16 protein-coding genes are annotated in these 17,384 nt (G+C 73.3%); 5 read left to right on the top strand and 11 right to left on the bottom strand.

What is annotated here, in order from left to right; genetic code table 11:
* Window positions 1-122 precede the first annotated feature (122 nt).
* Both HF995_RS01530 and HF995_RS01525 read right to left on the bottom strand, forming a co-directional pair.
* Complete coding sequence (locus tag HF995_RS01530; RefSeq protein WP_168446058.1) at window positions 123-776, bottom strand: Maf family protein; 654 nt, start codon at window positions 774-776, stop codon at window positions 123-125.
* A gap of 313 nt (window positions 777-1,089) precedes the next feature.
* Window positions 1,090-2,808, bottom strand: coding sequence for a DUF885 domain-containing protein (locus HF995_RS01525; RefSeq protein ID WP_168446057.1), 1,719 nt, complete (start codon window positions 2,806-2,808; stop codon window positions 1,090-1,092).
* A gap of 193 nt (window positions 2,809-3,001) precedes the next feature.
* Between HF995_RS01525 and HF995_RS01520 the strand changes: the two genes are divergently transcribed.
* Complete coding sequence (locus HF995_RS01520; protein WP_350308689.1) at window positions 3,002-3,661, top strand: vitamin K epoxide reductase family protein; 660 nt, start codon at window positions 3,002-3,004, stop codon at window positions 3,659-3,661.
* A gap of 13 nt (window positions 3,662-3,674) precedes the next feature.
* Here HF995_RS01520 and HF995_RS01515 read toward each other — a convergent pair whose 3' ends face one another.
* From HF995_RS01515 to HF995_RS01495, 5 genes are read right to left on the bottom strand one after another with little or no spacing between them, the layout of a single operon-like run.
* Entirely contained in the window at window positions 3,675-4,961 is a 1,287-nt protein-coding gene (locus HF995_RS01515) for a DUF6716 putative glycosyltransferase (RefSeq protein ID WP_168446056.1), read from the bottom strand.
* Window positions 4,958-7,246, bottom strand: a complete 2,289-nt coding sequence (locus HF995_RS01510) for a hypothetical protein (protein ID WP_168446055.1) — start codon at window positions 7,244-7,246, stop codon at window positions 4,958-4,960. The genes HF995_RS01515 and HF995_RS01510 overlap by 4 nt, the downstream gene beginning before the upstream one ends.
* On the bottom strand, window positions 7,243-8,229 hold the full coding sequence (locus HF995_RS01505; RefSeq protein ID WP_350308688.1) for a glycosyltransferase family 2 protein: 987 nt from the start codon (window positions 8,227-8,229) through the stop codon (window positions 7,243-7,245). The genes HF995_RS01510 and HF995_RS01505 overlap by 4 nt, the downstream gene beginning before the upstream one ends.
* 22 nt (window positions 8,230-8,251) lie before the next feature.
* Window positions 8,252-9,145 (bottom strand): N-acetylneuraminate synthase family protein, encoded by an 894-nt coding sequence (locus tag HF995_RS01500; RefSeq protein ID WP_168446054.1) that lies wholly within the window; start codon window positions 9,143-9,145, stop codon window positions 8,252-8,254.
* Window positions 9,146-9,176: 31 nt separating this feature from the next.
* Window positions 9,177-10,421, bottom strand: a complete 1,245-nt coding sequence (locus tag HF995_RS01495; RefSeq protein ID WP_350308687.1) for a cytidylyltransferase domain-containing protein — start codon at window positions 10,419-10,421, stop codon at window positions 9,177-9,179.
* Window positions 10,422-10,595: 174 nt separating this feature from the next.
* On the opposite strand from HF995_RS01495, the gene HF995_RS01490 reads away from it, so the two are divergent.
* The gene (locus HF995_RS01490; RefSeq protein ID WP_168446053.1) at window positions 10,596-11,768 is read left to right on the top strand and encodes an acyltransferase family protein; all 1,173 of its coding nucleotides are present in this window, start codon (window positions 10,596-10,598) and stop codon (window positions 11,766-11,768) included.
* On the opposite strand, the gene HF995_RS01485 is transcribed toward HF995_RS01490, so the two are convergent.
* From HF995_RS01485 to HF995_RS01475, 3 genes are read right to left on the bottom strand one after another with little or no spacing between them, the layout of a single operon-like run.
* Window positions 11,688-11,894: an acyl-CoA carboxylase epsilon subunit gene (locus tag HF995_RS01485; protein ID WP_168446052.1), complete on the bottom strand. Its 207-nt coding sequence runs from the start codon at window positions 11,892-11,894 to the stop codon at window positions 11,688-11,690. The two genes, HF995_RS01490 and HF995_RS01485, sit on opposite strands and share 81 nt — an antisense overlap.
* Window positions 11,895-11,902: 8 nt before the next feature.
* Complete coding sequence (locus tag HF995_RS01480; RefSeq protein WP_168446051.1) at window positions 11,903-12,427, bottom strand: hypothetical protein; 525 nt, start codon at window positions 12,425-12,427, stop codon at window positions 11,903-11,905.
* Window positions 12,424-14,019, bottom strand: a complete 1,596-nt coding sequence (locus tag HF995_RS01475) for an acyl-CoA carboxylase subunit beta (protein WP_168446050.1) — start codon at window positions 14,017-14,019, stop codon at window positions 12,424-12,426. The genes HF995_RS01480 and HF995_RS01475 overlap by 4 nt, the downstream gene beginning before the upstream one ends.
* Before the next feature lie 116 nt (window positions 14,020-14,135).
* On the opposite strand from HF995_RS01475, the gene HF995_RS01470 reads away from it, so the two are divergent.
* Together HF995_RS01470 and HF995_RS01465 are read left to right on the top strand one after the other, a co-directional pair.
* Window positions 14,136-15,008: a biotin--[acetyl-CoA-carboxylase] ligase gene (locus HF995_RS01470; RefSeq protein WP_168446049.1), complete on the top strand. Its 873-nt coding sequence runs from the start codon at window positions 14,136-14,138 to the stop codon at window positions 15,006-15,008.
* A gap of 9 nt (window positions 15,009-15,017) precedes the next feature.
* On the top strand, window positions 15,018-16,064 hold the full coding sequence (locus HF995_RS01465; protein ID WP_168446048.1) for an adenylate/guanylate cyclase domain-containing protein: 1,047 nt from the start codon (window positions 15,018-15,020) through the stop codon (window positions 16,062-16,064).
* Between the two features lie 18 nt (window positions 16,065-16,082).
* On the opposite strand, the gene HF995_RS01460 is transcribed toward HF995_RS01465, so the two are convergent.
* Complete coding sequence (locus tag HF995_RS01460) at window positions 16,083-16,817, bottom strand: SOS response-associated peptidase (RefSeq protein WP_168446047.1); 735 nt, start codon at window positions 16,815-16,817, stop codon at window positions 16,083-16,085.
* A gap of 166 nt (window positions 16,818-16,983) precedes the next feature.
* Here HF995_RS01460 and HF995_RS01455 point away from each other — a divergent pair, with 166 nt between their 5' ends.
* A complete protein-coding gene (locus tag HF995_RS01455; RefSeq protein ID WP_168446046.1) occupies window positions 16,984-17,373 on the top strand; it encodes a hypothetical protein in 390 nt (129 codons plus the stop codon).
* The last annotated feature ends 11 nt before the right edge of the window (window positions 17,374-17,384 follow it).

Genomic DNA, 17,384 nt, shown 5'->3' with positions numbered 1-17,384 from the left:
CCCGTGCCCACAACACTGGACCTGGGACCAACTGGGGCCGGCCGCGGTGGTAGGAAACCTACAACGCTCGCCGGCGCATCCCGGGTGAGCGGCGGCCGCGTTGTCGCGGCCGCACAACGCGGTCAGCGGTTCCAGAGGTCGGGGAAGGTCACGTCGACCTCGCCCAGGAGCTCGCGCACGAGCGGCAGGCTGAGACCGGTGACACCGTGGTGGTCCCCTTCGACACCCGTGACGAACGGGCCGCCGAGACCGTCGATCGTGAACGCGCCCGCGACGTGCAGAGGCTCGCCCGTCGCGACGTAGGCGTCGATCTCGCGGTCGCTCACGTCCGCGAAGTGCACGACCGTCGAGCTCGTCGCGCCGATCGTCGCCCCCGTGCCGTCGTCGTCCGTGTCGCGCAGGTCGATCAGCCAGTGGCCCGTGTGCAGCGTCGCGGAGCGGCCGCGCATCTGCTGCCAGCGGGCCGTCGCGGTCGCGGCGTCGTACGGCTTGCCGAGGATCTCCCCGTCGATCTCGAGCATCGAGTCGCAGCCGATCACGAGCACGTCGTCGTCGTCCTCGTCGGCGACCTGCCAGGCCGCGGCGACGTCGAGCGCCTTCGCGTGCGCGAGCACGAGGACCGCGTCCGCGGGCTCGAGGGGGCCGAGCCGCTCACCAGCCTCGGCGAGCCTCGCGTCCTCGTCGACGCTCGACACCCGCACGAGCGGCTCGACTCCCGCCGAGCGGAGCGTCGCGGAACGGGCAGGGGACGCCGAGGCGAGGACGAGACGAGGCATGACCCGAGGTTAGCCGAGGGCGCCCCGAAAGACTCTCGGCCGGGGACATTGGTCCCGACGTTGCCGAGGCTGCGCGAACCATGATGGGACGAGGAGATCGAGGGGAGCTCCTGGAGGCGTCTCCTGCCGCCACCCGGCTTCCCCCCTCCCGACGGTAACGGTGCCGTCCCGCTGACAAGCGTGGGTGTGCCCGGGTTCACGTACCCCTCCGGGGCCTGGGTGCACCCACGCTTCTGCGTCGGTCGCCCCGTCACGAGTGCCCTCCAACACGCGGGGACGGGGCGACCTGCGTGGCCGCCCCCGCCCCCCCGCGTCAGCGCGCGAGCTCGTCGCGCAGCACGTCCAGACCGACCGACCCCATCCGCAGCGCACGCGCGTGGAACGCCTTGAGGTCGAAGTCCTCGCCGCGCGTGGTCGCGGCGGCGCGGGCGCCGTCTCGCGCCTGCTCCCACAGCCGCTGGCCCACCTTGTACGACGGCGCCTGCCCCGGCCAGCCGAGGTACCGGTCGAGCTCGAAGCGCACGAAGTCCTCGGGCATGTTGACGTTCGCACGCAGGAACTCCCACGCCTTCGCGGCGTCCCACGTGCCGCCGCCCCAGCGCTCGGGGCACGGCAGGCCGAGGTGCACGCCGATGTCGAGGACCACGCGCGCCGCGCGCATGCGCTGACCGTCGAGCATGCCGAGCAGGTCGCCCGGGTCGTCGAGGAAGCCCAGGTCCTGCATGAGGCGCTCGGCGTACAGCGCCCAGCCCTCGCCGTGGCCCGACGTCCAGCACGCGAGGCGGCGCCACGAGTTGAGCGTCGCCCGCTCGTAGACCGCCTGGCCCACCTGCAGGTGATGACCCGGGACGCCCTCGTGGTAGACGGTCGTGCGCTCGCGCCACGTGCTGAACGACGTGACCGACGCGGGGACCGACCACCACATGCGTCCCGGCCGGCTGAAGTCGTCGCTCGGGCCTGTGTAGTAGATGCCGCCCGTCTGTGTCGGCGCGATGCGGCACTCGAGCGTCCGGACAGGTTCGGGGATGTCGAAGTGGACGCCGTCGAGCGCCGCGATCGCGGCGTCGGACGTCTCCTGCATCCACCGACGCAGCGCGTGCGTGCCGTCGAGCCGGTACGCCGGGTCGGCGTCGAGCCTCGCGACCGCGTCCTCGACAGACGCGCCCGGGCCTGCGACGCGCGCTGCCGTGCGCTCCTGGTCCGCGACGACACGAGCCAGCTCCTCGAGCCCCCACTCGTACGTCTCGCGCAGGTCCACGCGCGCACCGAGGAAGTAGCGCGACCACAGCGAGTAGCGCTCCTCGCCGACGGCGTCGACCGTCGGGGCCTGCGGGGCGAGCTCCTGCTCGAGCACGTCCGCAAGGCGGCCGTACGCCGCCGCGGCGTCCTGCGCGGCACTCTCGAGCTCACGTCGCAGCAACGCGCACGACGACGACGGGTCGAGCACGGCGTCGACCTCCGGTCCCGAGACGAACGACGCGAAGAAGCCCGACGACGGGTCGGCGAGCTCGCGCGCCTGCTGCGCGCACGCCGCGACCTGGCGCACCGCCGCGACCTCGCCGCGCGACGCCGCGAGCCGCAGGCTCTCGACGTACCCGTCGATCGCCGTCGGCAGCCCGCCGAGGCGCGACGCGACGTTCTCCCACGCCTCGACCGTCCCGGTCGGCATGAGGTCGAGGACGTCGCGGAGGTCCTGCACCGGGGAGGCGATCACGTTCAGGGGTGCGAGGGTCTCGCCCGCGTCCGCGAGCTCGACCTCGAGGCCGAGGCGCTCGCGGAGCGCGGCGACCGTCACGCGGTCGACATCGTCGAACGTCGCGGGGTCCAGCGAGGCGACCGCGTCGAGCGTCGCGCGCGCGGCGGTCGCGCGTGCCTCGACGCCCGCGGGGGACAGGTCGGGGACCTCGCCGTCGTACCCCGCGACGCCCATCGACGTCGCGGCGACCGGGTCGAGCCGGCACACCGCCTCGAGGTGCGCCTCCGCGACGCGGTCGACATCACTGGCTGGGCGGGCGGCAGGGGTGGCGGTCATGCGTCCAGGCTAGTGCGGCACACTGGTGGGACCGGTGCGGTCACGCCTCCCGTCGGGCGCCGACCATTACCGGCAGTCGCCGGGACATTCGTCCCGAGCGGCGCAGTTCCGGCACGGCGACGATAAGACCTGAACTCTCGGAGGGGTGCTCATGCCAGCAACAACCACGACCAGCCCAGCAGGAGACGCCGACGTGGACGTCACCCTGCCGGCCGGGGAGCGTGGCGAGCCGCGCGCACGCGCCTTCACGCAGATGCCGGGCTTCCGGCACAGCCGCACCTGGATCTTCGCCACGATGCTGTTCTCCGCGTGCCTGAGCCTCGTCGCGTCCTTCACGCTGTCCTACGACGCGATCCTCCTCGCCGCGAACCCGGACCAGCAGCTCGCGTGCGACATCAGCTCCGTCCTCAGCTGCGGGACCGTCGCCCTCTCGTGGCAGGCCTCGCTGCTCGGCTTCCCCAACGCGTTCCTCGGCATGATGTGCGAGCCGGTCGTCATCACGATCGCTGTGGCAGGCCTCGCCGGGGTGCGCTTCCCGCGGTGGTTCATGTTCACCGCGCAGGCCATCTACCTCGTCGGTCTCGTGTTCGCGTACTGGTTGTTCACGCAGTCGATGTGGGACATCGGCGCCCTGTGCCCCTGGTGCCTCGTCATCACGCTCGGCACCACGCTCGTCTTCATGACGCTCCTGCACCACAACATCCTGCACGACAACCTGTACCTGTCCCGGCGCATGCAGGAGCGGGCCCTCGCGTTCGTCCGGTCCGACGCCGACCTGTTCGTGACGATCGGCGTGCTCGTGACGATCGCCGCGCTCATCGTGTCCAAGTACGGGACCGTCCTGCTCGGCTGAGCAGGCTCGCGCGTCAGCGCGACCCACGACGTACGAACGCCACCGGGTGCCGCACGGCGCCCGCCACGACGAGCACCTGGCGCGGCAGCGTCGAGCGCAGCGCGGCTCGCAGCAGCCGCCTGCGGTGCCCACGCCGAGCGACCTCGATCCGCACGTCGGTGGGAGGGAGGGTCCCGTCACGGCGCCGCGCGACGAGGCCGCCGAGGACGTCGGCGAGGTCGTCCGGCTCAGGGTGGAGGTAGTTGTCCTGCGCCCACGCGTCGGTGAGCCGCCCGAAGCGGCCCGCCGCGAGGTCGTCGAGGCTGCCGAGGCACCCCGACCCGACGAACGCCGCGTTGAGCATGCGCTCGTTCACACCGAAGTCCTCGATCACGAGGGCCGGCAGGCCGGCCGCGACCGACTCCAGGACCGCGGTCGACGACACGGTCACGAGCGCGCTGCCCGGCACCAGCTGGTCGCTGAGCGGGCCCGTCGCGAAGGTCACGTGGGACTCGGTGACGAGGCCGGCGCGGGCCAGGTCCGTCCAGAGCGCGTCGAAGGGCAGGAGCTCCTCGTGCGTCTGCTGCTCGCCCGGCGCCGCACGGAGCTTGACGACGACCTCGACGTCGGGGCGGGTGCGGGCAAGGTCGTCGAGGGCGACGAGGATCCGCTCGCGCTGGCTGCGGGCCGCAGGGACCTTGGCCTGCGGGGCGAACACGACGCGGCTCACCTCGGGCATCGCCCGGTCCGTGCCGTCCCCCTCCGTGCCAGGTGCAGGCGGCAGGAACGGCAGGCGCGCGAGCGCCAGCGCAGGGCTGAGACCGAGCCCTTCAGCAACGGCGGCATACTCGCGACGCTCGCGCCGCGAGTGCGTCACGAGCACGTCGCAGCGAGCCCGGAAGCGCAGCGCCTTGAGCGTCGCGGGCAGCGCCATCCCCGGCAGGCCGGAGACCAGGACGGGCCGCTGCGGCAGGCGCGCGGCCATCTCGCACACGAGCTCCGCGACGGGCCCGGTGGCGGAGACGAGCAGGACGTCAGGTGCGAGGCGCGCGAGCGTGCGCCGCAGCGCCGCGACCCCGAGGACCGGAGGCGGCGCAGCAGCGAACCGTGTCGACGCCGTCGCCGCACCCACCTGGCTCGGCGTGGGTGCGATCGGCGAACGGACGACGAGCAGCGTCGTCTCGTGGTCAGGCCCGAGCCGGTCGAGCGTCGCGGCGCCCCACTTGAGGTACGAGTCCGAGTCCGCGACAGCCACGACACGGATCGGCGGGGTTGCTGCGCGCGCCGCCACGGGCGCCGGCGCGGTCGTCGTGGCGGTCATCGGCGGTCCGATCGCTCGACGACCCGCACCGCGGCGCCGTCCTCGACCGCAGGCACGGAACGCTCGAGGTGCGCACGCAGCTCGGGCGTCGCCGAGGAGGTCCACCAGTGCGGCGGCACCGCGACCGGCTCGATGCGCACGCCCCGGGGACTCAGCACGGGGTGCAGCGTCAGCAGCGCCGTCGACGGGAGCGAGCGCACGCGCAGCGCAGGCCCGATGTCACCGGCGCGGGGAGCTCGCAGGTCGCGCAGCAGGAGCTCGGCGGGCAGGCCCGCGCTGTCGACCACGATCCCGGGCAGGCGGCGCAGCCGGTCGAGCACCTCGGGCGTCTCCCGCCGGTGGGGCAGGTAACGGACAGGCTCCGACGCGGCCTGCGCGGCGACCCACTCGACGTACGCGGCCTCGTCCACGAGCCCGTCGGCGGGCAGGGCCGAGCCGAGCAGCACGAGCCGCTCCCGCGGCATGGCAGGGGAGCTGCCGCGGAGACCGCGCAGGTGCTCGAACGTGTGCCGCTGCACGTCGATGCCGGCGCTCGTCAGCCGGGCCTCGAGACCGTCAGGGAGAGGCAGCGCGGTGAGAGTCACGAGCCGACCCTCACGGGCGAGGCGCGCGAGCGTCCGCGTCGCTGCGCGGCCGAGCAGCCTCCGCCGCAAGGGCGCAGGCACGTGCCCGCGCACGAGCGGGCCGCGCCCGTCGGCGATCACTCCGAGGGCCGCGATGCTCGCGATGCCGTCGTCGAGCAGCAGGACCCGGGGCGGGAGACGGCGGGCCACGAGCCGCGCCTGGATCTGCCCCGAGAGGGCGTCGCCGACCGCGAGGATCTCGACGTCAGGACGTGGTGTGCCGTCGCCACCCGCAGCCAGCGCGAGGTTCAGGCCGGGCGGCAGCTCCGTGCGCAGGGCGTCCGCGGTCCGTGCCATCCCTGGTCCTGGACGTACCAGGATGTCGCAGCGCGTCCCCAGGAGGCCGCGGCAGAAGGCCTCGTACGCGCCGAGCAGCTGCAGCGGCGACTCGACGAGGGCCAGCCCGCGCACCTCCGGGTGCGCGGGGACGCGAGGGGCGAGGAGCCCGACGCGCTCTGCGCGCAGCACGCGCACGTAGCGCCGCCACGCCTCGCGCGGCTGGCTCGCCAGGAACGACTCGGCGACGGGCCGGAGGTCGGGCGTGCGTCCGGGCTGCATGCAGTGGGCGACCGTCTTGACGAGGTGCGGGAGCGGCGCGGCCGGGGCGTCGGGCGAGTGCAGTGCGTCCAGGATCGTCCAGGGGATGCGTGCGCTCGTCTGGAACGGCGCGAGCTCGTCGAGGCGTTCCGCGGCGCCGACGGCGACCGTGGCGCCGTCGACCAGGGCGCCGGTCGTGACGAGCGTCGGCGTGCAGCCGACGAGCAGGTCCGGCTGCTCGCGCACGGCGACGGCCTCCACGAGCTCGTCGCGGTCGGCGAGCCCGATCGACATCCCGAGCTCCCGGGCGACGGCGAGCACGGCGCCCGTCGGGACGCGCGCGTCCCCGGGGCGCAGCACGACGTGGCGGACGCCGTGCGCGCGCACCGTCTCGAGCGAGGCTCGCAGCTCGGCCTGGGCGGCGGTCCGCGCGGCCCCGGCGTCGTCGTCTGCGGCGTGCGCGCCGTCGGGGCCGAGCACGAGGGCGAACGGGCGGGGACGCGGGTCGTGCGGCGCAGGGACCGCGGCCGCGACCTCGGCCACCACGGCGCGGACCGCGTCCGTGCCCACCGCGGCGGTCGGCACCTGGAGGTCGCCGAGGAGCAGCGCCGGGACGCCGGCGACGAGCTCGGGGTGCACGAGCACGCCGAGCCGTGCGGCGACGTCGGCTGGCACACGTCGCCGGGTAGGCCCGTACGTGAGCAGTCGTCCGGCGTGCACCGAGACCCTCGCCGTCGCGAAGATGCGCGCGAGCGCCAGGCCGGTCCCCGCGTACGGCGGCTCGACGAACAGCTCGAGCGGGGCGTCGCCGAGCGCCCACCGGTCGCGCAGCAGCCGTTCCCACAGCGGCAGCTCGAGATCGCGCGGGGCGAGGTCCACGGGGCGCAGCGGTGCGACGACCGCGTCGAGGTCGACGACCCGGTCGAACCTGCGTGCGACGGCGTCGAGCCCGGGGTGCGCCGGGAGCGCAGGGGCGGCCTCGGGCACGGCCGCCGTCGACGCCGTGACCAGGACGCGCTCGGCCGCACCCGCAGAGGTCTCGTCCGGGTCGAGCGTCCCCGAGTCGAGCGCGGCCGCGAGCACCACGGCCTGGAACGGGTCGGTCACGACGAACAGCTGGATCACGAGGCGCTCCTGAGCATGAGTCCGGGGACGTCGGCGAGCAGGTCGCGCCGCCGCGTGTCGAGCCGCCCGACGACCGCCCGCACGACGTCGTCGGGGGCGTTCGCGAGAGTCCTCGCGATCCCCGCGACGAGGTCGGGCCGGTACGACTCCGGCGACCTCTCGAGGTGGTGGCACGCGATCGCGAGCAGCTGCTGGACGGCCTTCGACCACAGCGTCTCGGGCGCACGATCCTCGCGGACCATGGCGAGGATCAGGTCGTAGCACGGCAGGAAGTCCAGCTGGCGCGGGTCGCGCACCTGCGTGAGGGACGTCGGTACGCCGCGGCGGTAGAACGCCCCGACGGAGTCGACGACGGCATAGCTCCGGGCGTGCAGGTGCAGGTCCCAGATCCACGGGCGGTCCTCGGCCGTGAAGCGACCGCTCGGGAACGTGAGGAGACCGTCCTCGAGCAGCCGGGCGTCGTAGAGCCCGAACGGTGGGAAGCAGTAGTCGACCGGCGTCGTGCGGTCGGCAGGGCCGATGCCGCTGCGCGGGTCGAGCGGCGTGCCGCGACGGTGCTCCGGGACGCGCCGCACCGTCCGGCGCCCGCCCTCGTGGCGGACGTGGTCCGTCCGCACGAAGTCGACGTCGAGCGTCTCGAGGGCGTCCGCGAGGTGCTGCAGGTGACGCGGCGCGAACCAGTCGTCGGGGTCGAGGAACGCGACGAACCGCCCGTGCACCTCCGCGAGCCCCTGGTTCCTCGCCGACGCCGGACCCACGGGCGTCTCGTTGCGCAGCAGCCGCAGCACGGGCAGCCGCGCGTCGTGCTGCGCCACGAGCTCGCCCGTGCCGTCGGTCGAGCCGTCGTCCACGACGACGACCTCGAGGTCGTGCAGGTCGTCGAGCTGCCGGGCGAGGCTGCCGAGCGCGTCGTCGACGAACGCGGCCTGGTCCTTCGCGGGGACGACCACGCTGACGCGCGGTCGGGCATGGATGGCGGTCACGCTGCGAACCCGGGTGCGGCGCTCAGCCGTCGATCCGGCGGAGGCGGGACAGCGGTGCGAGCTCGCCGGGGAAGACCTGCTTGACGCCGTCACCCATCGCCTTCTCCAGGATCCGGATGTCACGGACGAGGTGGGTCAGACCGGTGGGCTCGAGCGACGACGCCTGGTCGGACCCCCACATCGTGCGGTCGAGGGTGATGTGCCGCTCGACCGCCACGGCGCCGAGCGCGACCGCTGCGACGGAGATCTGCAGCCCGCGCTCGTGCCCGGAGTAGCCCACGGGGACCTGGTAGCGCTCGCGGAGCGTCTCGATCGTGCGCAGGTTCGCCTCCTCCGGAGGCAGGGGGTATGTCGACGTCGCGTGGAGCAGGACGAGCCGGTCGGTGCCGAGCGTATCGACGGCGCGGTCGACCTGCTCGATCGTGGACATGCCGGTCGACAGGATGATCGGCTTGCCGGTCTCCTCGAGGGCCCGCAGGAGGCCGAGGTCGGTCACGCACGCGGACGCGACCTTGTGGGTGACGACGCCGAGGTCCTCGAGGAACGCGACCGACGGCACGTCCCACGGGGACGCGAACCACTGCAGGCCGCGGTCGGCCGCGTGCAGGGCGATCTTCTCGTACGCGCCGCGGTCGAACTCGACGCGGTACCGGTAGTCGAGGTACGTCATCTCGCCCCACGGCGTCGAGCGGACCTGGTCGCGCTGCGCGGCCGGCGTGCAGATGTCAGGGGTGCGCTTCTGGAACTTGACCGCGTCGACGCCGGCCTCGGCTGCGACGTCGATGAGCTGCTTGGCGATCTCGACGTCGCCGTTGTGGTTGATGCCGATCTCACCGATCACGTAGACGGGCTGGTCCGGGCCGACGAGCCGGTCGCCGATCTGGACGGGGGCGGTGCGGACGCTGCTGGCAACCATGTGAACTCCTGAGCTGGGTCGGTCGGTGGGGTCAGACGGAGAGAGGAGCGCGCCGGACGGGTGCGCTCGTGGACACGCGGGGAAGTGCGGCGAGGACGAGGTCGCAGGCCTCGCGGACGGCGCCGTTCCCGCCCTCGCTCGTGAGCACGTGCCGCGCTGCGGCGCGGACGGCGGGGTGGGCGTCGGCGACCGCGAGGGGCCATCCGACGGTCGCCATCGCGGCGAGGTCGTTGACGTCGTTGCCGACGTAGGCGACCCGTGACGCGTCGAGGTCGTGCTCGGCGAGCCACGTCGCGAGGACTGCGGCCTTGTCGTCGACGCCGTGCCGCGTCTCGACGCCGAGCTTGCGGCCGCGCGCTGCGACGACCCGGTCTCGTTCGGTCGACAGGATCAGCAGCGGGATGCCGGCGCGGCGGAGCGCGGCGACGCCGAGGCCGTCTCCGCGGTGCACGCGGACGTGCTCGGTGCCGTCGGCGGTCACGAAGGCGTGGTCGTCGGTGTGGACGCCGTCGAAGTCGGTGACGACCGCGTCAGCGTCGATCGCGGTGAGCGTCGGCCCGGGGACGAGCGTCGCGGCGAGCGCGCGGGCGAGTTCGAGGTCGGCGGGGGTGTCGATCTCGATCGCGGTGAGGCTCGGCACGACCTGGAGCCCGACCCGCCCGAAGAAGCGGTGCTCGTGCTCACGGAACCCGGTCGTGCGCATCGCGTAGAAGGCGCCGGTCTCGCGGTGCTCGGGCTCGCGGTCCTGGCGGCGGGGGCGGTGCGCGGCGTCGTGCCCGCGAGCGGTCGCGGTGCCGTCCTGCTCGGTCCAGTGGAAGGCGTGGCTCGGTGTCGCGGAGAGGACGACGTCGTGCTCGCCCGAGGCGACGCGGCGGACGGCGGCCTCGATGTCGGTCGCGTCGATGAACGGGGACGTGCACTGCAGGAGGACGGTCACGGGCGTGACGTCCGCCGTGGCGTCGAGCGCCGCGAGGGCGTGCAGCACGACGCTCTCGGAGCTGGCGGTGTCGCTCGCGAGCCCCGCGGGGCGCTCGACGACGTGGGCGCCGTGCCGCCGTGCCTCGGCGGCGATGCCGGGGTGGTCGGTCGAGACGACGACGCGACGGACGGACGGCGCGGAGGTCGCGGTCTGGACGGCGCGGCCGACGAGGCTCACGCCTCCGACGCGCTCGAGGTTCTTCATCGGTACGCCCCGGGAACCGCCGCGCGCCGGGATGATGACGACGGCGTGACCGGAGCTCGCGGGCTGCGGTGGGTGGGTCTGTGATGTGGTCACGTCGGTGACGCTAGGGAGTCGTGGTGACGTGCCGGGGTGCGCTGCACGGACGGACGGTGTCGACCTGGCGACGAGCCGGGACGGGTCTGTCGGCGCGGTGAACTCCTGGGGAACGTCCGCCGAGGGACGTGTTCTGGACGTTCAGGGGTCGCTCGGACCGCCTAGCCTGCCCGCGTGACCGCGATCCCGCTCCTGTCCCGTGCGCCCTCGCCGACGACCGTCCGCCGGGGAGGCTCCGCGCCGGCGGAGCGGGCGCCTTCCCTGCGCGACCCGTGGCCGGACAACGTGCGGATCGTCGCGGCGGTCCTCGTCGTCGTCTGCCACGCGCTCGAACCGGTGCTCGCGCGGTCGGAGACCGCGACGGCGATCTACTGGGCGACGTGGCCGGCGCGCATCCCGGTCTTCGCGCTCGTCGCGGGCTACTTCTCCGACGCACGCCAGCTGGACCGCCGCCGGTCTGTCGCGCTCGTGCGGTCCGTCCTCGGCGTCTACCTCGCGGTCGACGTCCTGGCGTTCGTGCGCCGTGGGCTGGTCGACGACATCTGGCGGTACGAGCCTGCGGTTCCCGCGTTCGGCATGTGGTTCCTGCTGTCGCTGTTCGTGTGGCGTCTGCTCCTGCCGGTGGTGGTCCTGGTGCGGTGGCACGGAGCCGTCGCTGTCGTGGCTGCGCTGGGTGTCGGGTTCTTCGACGAAGTGGGACAGGGCTTCTCCGCGGCGCGGACGGTGACGTTCTTCCCGTTGTTCCTGCTGGGGTGGTGGTTGCGGAGCTGCGGTGCGCGGCAGTGGTGGGGGGCGCAGGACCGCGGGCGTCACGGGTGGCGGGTCGCGGCGGGGGCGGTCCTGGGCGCGACGACCGTCACGTTGCTCGTCCTTGCCGGGTCGGTGCCGCGCAAGGCGCTGCGCCTGCTGCCGTACGACGGCGCCTGGGAGGAGCAGGTCGCCCAGGCCGGGCTGCGCGGCCTTCTCCTCGCGGTGGCGGCGGGCGGCGCGGTCGCGGTCGTGCTGCTCGTCCCGACGCGGCGCCTGCCGGTGGTGACGTACCTCGGGAGCGGGGCGATGTACGTGTACGTGCTGCACACGCTGCTCGTGAGCCAGGCGCGGTCGGTGCGGCTCTTCGACCACGTGTCGTCTGCAGCGGACCTGGTCGTGCTCGTGGCGGCGGCCGTGCTCGTCGCCCTCGTGCTTGCGTCTGCGCCGGTGCGGCGGGCGACGGGCTGGCTCGTCCAGCCGCGCGGGACGTGGTGGGTGCGCGGCGTCAGCAGCGGGTCAGCGCACGCTCCAGCGCCAGCCGTCGGGCGTCCGGCCGAAGCTCTCGCCGGCACGGGTGGTCCCGCGTCGCCAGGCTGAGCGAGGTGCTGGTGCGGCCGGCTCGGCGTCGCCCTGCTGGGCGGCGGCGAGCCCGGCGATGAGGGCCGCGACCTCGTCGTCGTCGGGGGTGCCGCGGACGATCCGCACGGGAGGCAGCTCGGTCATCGGGACGCTCACTCCTCGTCGTCCTCGTCCTCGTCGCCGAGGTAGGCCACGCCCCAGTGCTGGACGTCGAGCCCCGCGGCCTCGAGCTGGTCCGCGGTCGCGGTGCCGAGGTTCTCGACGAGCGCGAGCTGCGCGTCGTGGTCGAGGTCGTCGTCGAGGTCGACGACGAACGTCAGCTCGAACGTCCCGCTCTCGTCGTCATCGTCCTCGTCGTCCTCGTCGTCGTCCTCCCAGGACTCGGCCGTGTGCCCGGAGACGAGGCCGAGCTGCTGCTCGAACGCCTCGCCGAGGCGCGTGTTGAGGCGTGCGATCCGGTCTTCGAGGTCCCCGACCCGGGGGTCGTCCTCGGCGGTCGCGGCGTCGAACTCGGCGCGCACGCCGACGGCGGTGCTCACGTAGGAGTGCATGAGTGCGCTGAGCTCGTCGACGAGCGCGTGCAGGGGTGTCGCGTCGACGACGAGCGGCGCGCGGTGGCGGGGGTCGACGTCGTCCGGGATGTCGGCGGGGTCGGGGGTGGGTGCAGAGCTCGTCACAGGGGGATGTTCCCATGCTTCTTGGGCGGGAGGGAGGCACGCTTGGTGCGCAGCGCGCGCAGGGCGCGCACGACCTGCACGCGTGTGGTCGACGGCGCGATGACGTCGTCGACGTAGCCGCGCTGGGCGGCGTCCCACGGGTTGACGATCGCGTCCTCGTACTCCGCGGTCAGGCGGCGGCGCTCGGCGTCCACGTCGAGACCGGCGTCGGCAGCAGCCTTGAGCGCCCCGCGCTGCAGGATGTTGACGGCGCCGCCCGACCCCATGACGGCGATCTGGGCGGTCGGCCATGCGAGGTTGATGTCCGCGCCGAGCTGCTTGGAGCCCATGACGATGTAGGCGCCGCCGTAGGCCTTGCGCGTGATGACGGTGACGAGCGGGACGGTTGCCTCCGCGTACGCGTAGATGAGCTTGGCACCGCGGCGGATGATGCCGTTCCACTCCTGGTCGGTGCCAGGCAGGAAGCCGGGGACGTCGACGAGGGTGAGCACGGGGATGTTGAACGCGTCGCACGTCCGCACGAAGCGCGCAGCCTTCTCGGCGGCGTCGATGTCGAGCGTGCCGGCCATGTTGAGCGGCTGGTTCGCCACGATGCCGACGGACTGCCCGTCGACGTGCGCGAACCCGACGAGGACGTTGCCGGCGAACAGCGGCTGGACCTCCAGGAACTCGCCGTCGTCGACGATGTGCTCGATGACCGTGCGCATGTCGTACGGCTGGGAGTCGGAGGCGGGGACGAGCGTGTCGAGCTCGAGGTCCTCGTCCGTGACCTCGAGGTCGACGTCGAGGGGGAACGTCGGGGCGTCCGTCATGTTGTTCTGGGGCAGGTAGGCGAGCAGGTGGCGGACGTAGTCGATCGCGTCGTCCTCGTCGGCGCCCATGTAGTGGGCGACTCCGGATCGCGTGCTGTGCGTCGTCGCTCCGCCGAGCTCCTCGAAGCCGACGTCCTCGCCGGTGACGGCCCGGATGACGTCGGGGCCGGTGATGAACATGTTGGACGTGCCGTCCGCCATGACGATGAAGTCGGTCAGGGCGGGGGAGTAGACCGCGCCGCCCGCGCTCGGGCCGAGGATGAGCGAGATCTGCGGGATCACGCCCGACGCGGCGACGTTGCGGCGGAAGATCTCTGCGAACTGCGTGAGCGCGGCGACGCCTTCCTGGATGCGTGCGCCGCCGCCGTCGGAGATGCCGATGAGCGGCACGCCGGTGCGCAGGGCGAGGTCCATGACCTTGGTGATCTTCTGGCCGTGCACCTCGCCGAGGCTGCCGCCGAAGACGGTGAAGTCCTGCGAGTAGATGCACACCTGGCGGCCGTCGACCGTGCCGTGCCCGACGACGACGCCGTCGCCGGGGACGCGCCTCTTGTCGAGGCCGAAGTTCGTCGAGCGGTGCGTCGCGTACGCGTCGAGCTCGACGAAGCTGCCCTCGTCGAGGAGCGCCTCGATGCGCTCGCGGGCGGTCTTCTTGCCGCGGGCGTGCTGCTTCTCGCGTGCTGCCGCCTCGGGGACGTCGATCGCGGACCTGCGTCGTTCCTGCAGATCAGCGACCTTCGAGGAGGCCGGGGTCGCGTCGGTCGTGTTCACGTCGGTCACCCCCCGAGCCTAGGCCGCGCCCTTGGCGCCGCCAGTGCAGGCCGCGCACGGCTAAGGGCGAGAGATTTCGTCGGGAACGCACAAGCGCGGCTGGCTGACGGGGGCAAGATGGGGGCATGGACGACGTCACTGCGCTGCCCCCGCGTCACCGGCTCGATGCTGGGCTGGTCCAGGACCTGCTGAGGGCGCCGACGGGGATCGCGGCGCGCGTCGTCGTGCTCGGTGAGGTCGGGTCGACGAACACGTACCTCGTCGAGGAGGCGCGTGCGCAGGCGCACGCGTGGCCGTTGCCGTCGCTCGTCGTCGCGGACCACCAGACGCAGGGCCGTGGCCGGCTCGACCGGGCGTGGCAGACGCCGCCGCACACGGCGCTGACGTGCTCGTTGCTGCTCGCGCCCGGCACACCGCGTGACACGTGGGGATGGTTGCCCCTCCTGACGGGCCTCGCGGCGTCGCGTGCGGTGAGCGCGACGACGGGCGTGCAGGTCCTGACGAAGTGGCCGAACGACCTGCTCGTCGAGGCGCCCGACGGCGAGGACATGCTCGGCTGGGGTGCGCTGCGGAAGGTGGGCGGCATCCTCACGGAGGTGGTCGACGACGAGCGTGTGGTCGTGGGCCTGGGCCTGAACGTGCTGCAGACGGCGGACGAGCTGCCGGTGCCGAGCGCGTCGTCGCTGTGGCTCTCGGGAGCGTCGCCGTCGCGGGAGATGCTGCTGACGGCGCTGCAGGAGTCGCTCGCGGACGTCGTCCGGCAGTGGCGTGACGGGGACGGTGACGCGTTCGCGGCTGGGCTCGGTAGTGAGGTCGAGGCGCGCATGGCGACGATCGGTCGTGAGGTGCGCGTCCTCGTGCCGGGCGGCAAGGAGGTACGGGGCGCCGCGGTGGGGCTCGGGGCGGACGGGTCGCTCCTGCTCGAGCTGGCGGACGGTGAGAGGTGCGAGGTGCGCAGCGGTGACGTGAGCCACGTTCGGACCGTCGGCTCCGCCTAGGATGGGGCCGTGCTCTCCTCCTGGTCCGACGCTGCTGAGCAGCTCATCGCCGCGCTGCTCGGGGGCGGACCCGAGCTGAACCTGGACGAGCTCGCCGAGGAGGCGGGGCTCGAGCCGGAGTTCGCGCAGCGGTACTGGCAGCTCATGGGGCTCCCGGTGACGGACCCGTCGGCGCGAGAGTTCACGCACGAGGACGCGAACGCTCTGCGGCACCTTGCGCAGGAGTCGAGCCGTGAGGGGCTCGACGACCGCACGATGGGCACGCTCATCCGGTCAGTCGGGCACTCGACGGAGCGGCTGTCGTTGTGGCACTTCGAGGCGCTCGTCGATCACGTCGTCCGCCGGGACGGGGTGAGCGACCCGGAGGCGCGCCTCAAGGTGGCGCAGGAGATGTCACGGCTGGCGCCTGCGCTCGAGAAGCAGCTCGTCCATGCGTGGCGCCGGCAGATGGCGGCGCTGGTGGGCAGGCAGGCGGTCGAGTTCGGTGCGGGGGTGCGTCGCGACTCGGTCGCGCGTGCGGAGGGTGGCGAGCTGCCGCTGCCGCGTGCGGTGGGGTTTGCGGACATCGTGTCGTTCACGCGGCTGACGGCTCAGCTCGGTGCGAGCGAGTTCGCGGAGTTCATCCAGACGTTCGAGACGCGTGCTCGGGACATCGTCACGGCGAACGGTGGCCGTGTGGTCAAGACGGTGGGTGACGCGCTGCTGTTCATCGCTGACGACGTGGTGACGGGTGCTGACGTCGCGCTGAGCCTGGCGAGCGCGGACGAGGCCGACATGGCGGTCGCGGGATATGCGGGACGGCCCGTGCGCGTGAGCCTCGTGTGGGGCCGTGTGCTGTCGCGGTTCGGTGACGTGTTCGGTCCGAGCGTGAACCTGGCGTCGCGGCTCACGGACCAGGCGGCTCCGTCGACGGTGCTGATGGACCAGGTGACGGCGCACCGTCTGGTGAACAACCCGCGCTTCGCTCAGACGACGCTCGAGCCGCGTGAGGTCGCGGGGCTGGGCGTGCTGACGCCGGTGCGGCTGGACTGGGCGCGCGCGCCCGAGGCGCACTGACTGCGTCGCCTCTGCCGGTCAGGAGACCGGTTGGATGAGCTGCGGCCCTTCGGTGGTCGCGGTGCTGACCGCAGCGCTGACGGGGTACCACTCGAGGTCGGGGACGGGGACGTCGAGAAGGGCCCGGGCGTCGCTGGCGCTCGTCGTGGGAGCGAGCCACTCGGCCCAGAGATCGGGCTGGAGCACGGCGGGCACTCGGTCGTGGAGGTCGAGCATGTCGCCTGTCGCGGCTTTCGTGATGACGGTCGTGGTGACGAGCCAGCGTGCTGGGTCGTCGTCGGCCTTGTCCTTGTCGCGCCAGAACTCGTAGAGGCCCGCGAACGCGGTCACGCCCTCGCTCGTGGGGCGGATGAAGTAAGGCTGCTTGCGGGCCTTCGGGTCGGCGCCCGCCTTCCACTCGTAGTAGCCCTCGGTCGGCACGAGGCAGCGGCGGGCCGCCATCGGCTTGGCGAACGCGGGCTTCTCGAGGAGGGTCTCGCTGCGCGCGTTGATCATCCGGGCGCCGCCCTTCGGGTCCTTGGACCAGGACGGCACGAGACCCCAGCGGGCGAGGCGCAGCGACCGTTCGGCTGCCGCTCCCGGTGCCGCACCGCGCGGTGCGCGCTCGACGACGATCCGCACCGGGTCGGTGGGCGCGACGTTCCACGACGCCTGCCAGGCCGCGAGCTCCGGGTCGAGGGGGAGCGTCGGGTCGATCATGAAGGCGTCGAGCAGGTCCTGGGTCTGCCGAAACGAGGCGAAGCGTCCGCACATGCCTCCACTGTCCCGCACCCCTCTGACATCGGCGCGGGAGGCGGCGAGCGGCAGCGGTCCGGCGAGTCCTGGCCCTGGTCAGGTAGCGCCGTCGGTGGGAGGCTGCTCGTGACGCGACCGGCGACGACGCGGACGCGTCGACCTGGCGTGCAAAGGGGGGACGACGATGGCGCGGTTCAGGAGCGGCATGCTGCTCGCGGTGGTAGGGGCGACGTCCCTGGCCGGGTGCACGTCGGGCGACGCGCAGTGCGCGGCACCGAGGGTCACCGTCGAGCCAGAGCGGGTCGTGGCAGGCGGCACGGTGACCGTGACCGGCGAGGGCTTCCTCGCGGCGTGCCACGACCAGGGCGAGGGGCCGAGCCCGGTGAGCACGGGGCTCCCGCTCACGCTGGCCCCGGACACCGAGGGCACTGAGACGGTCTTGTTCGGGACGTTCGACGCCGCGGCCGACGCGTCGGTCCGCACGAGCGTGACGGTCCCCGCCGAGACGCCGCCGGGGCCTGCGACCCTGACCCTGGGCCGCGCCTCGGTCGGCATCGAGGTCGCGGTGCCCTGAGCCGCACGGCG

The organism is Sanguibacter hominis ATCC BAA-789 (assembly GCF_012396185.1).
GTDB classification, from domain to species: Bacteria; Actinomycetota; Actinomycetes; order Actinomycetales; family Cellulomonadaceae; genus Flavimobilis; species Flavimobilis hominis.
Note: the sequence above shows the minus strand (reverse complement) of the source record. Positions and strands in the feature narration are given on the sequence as shown.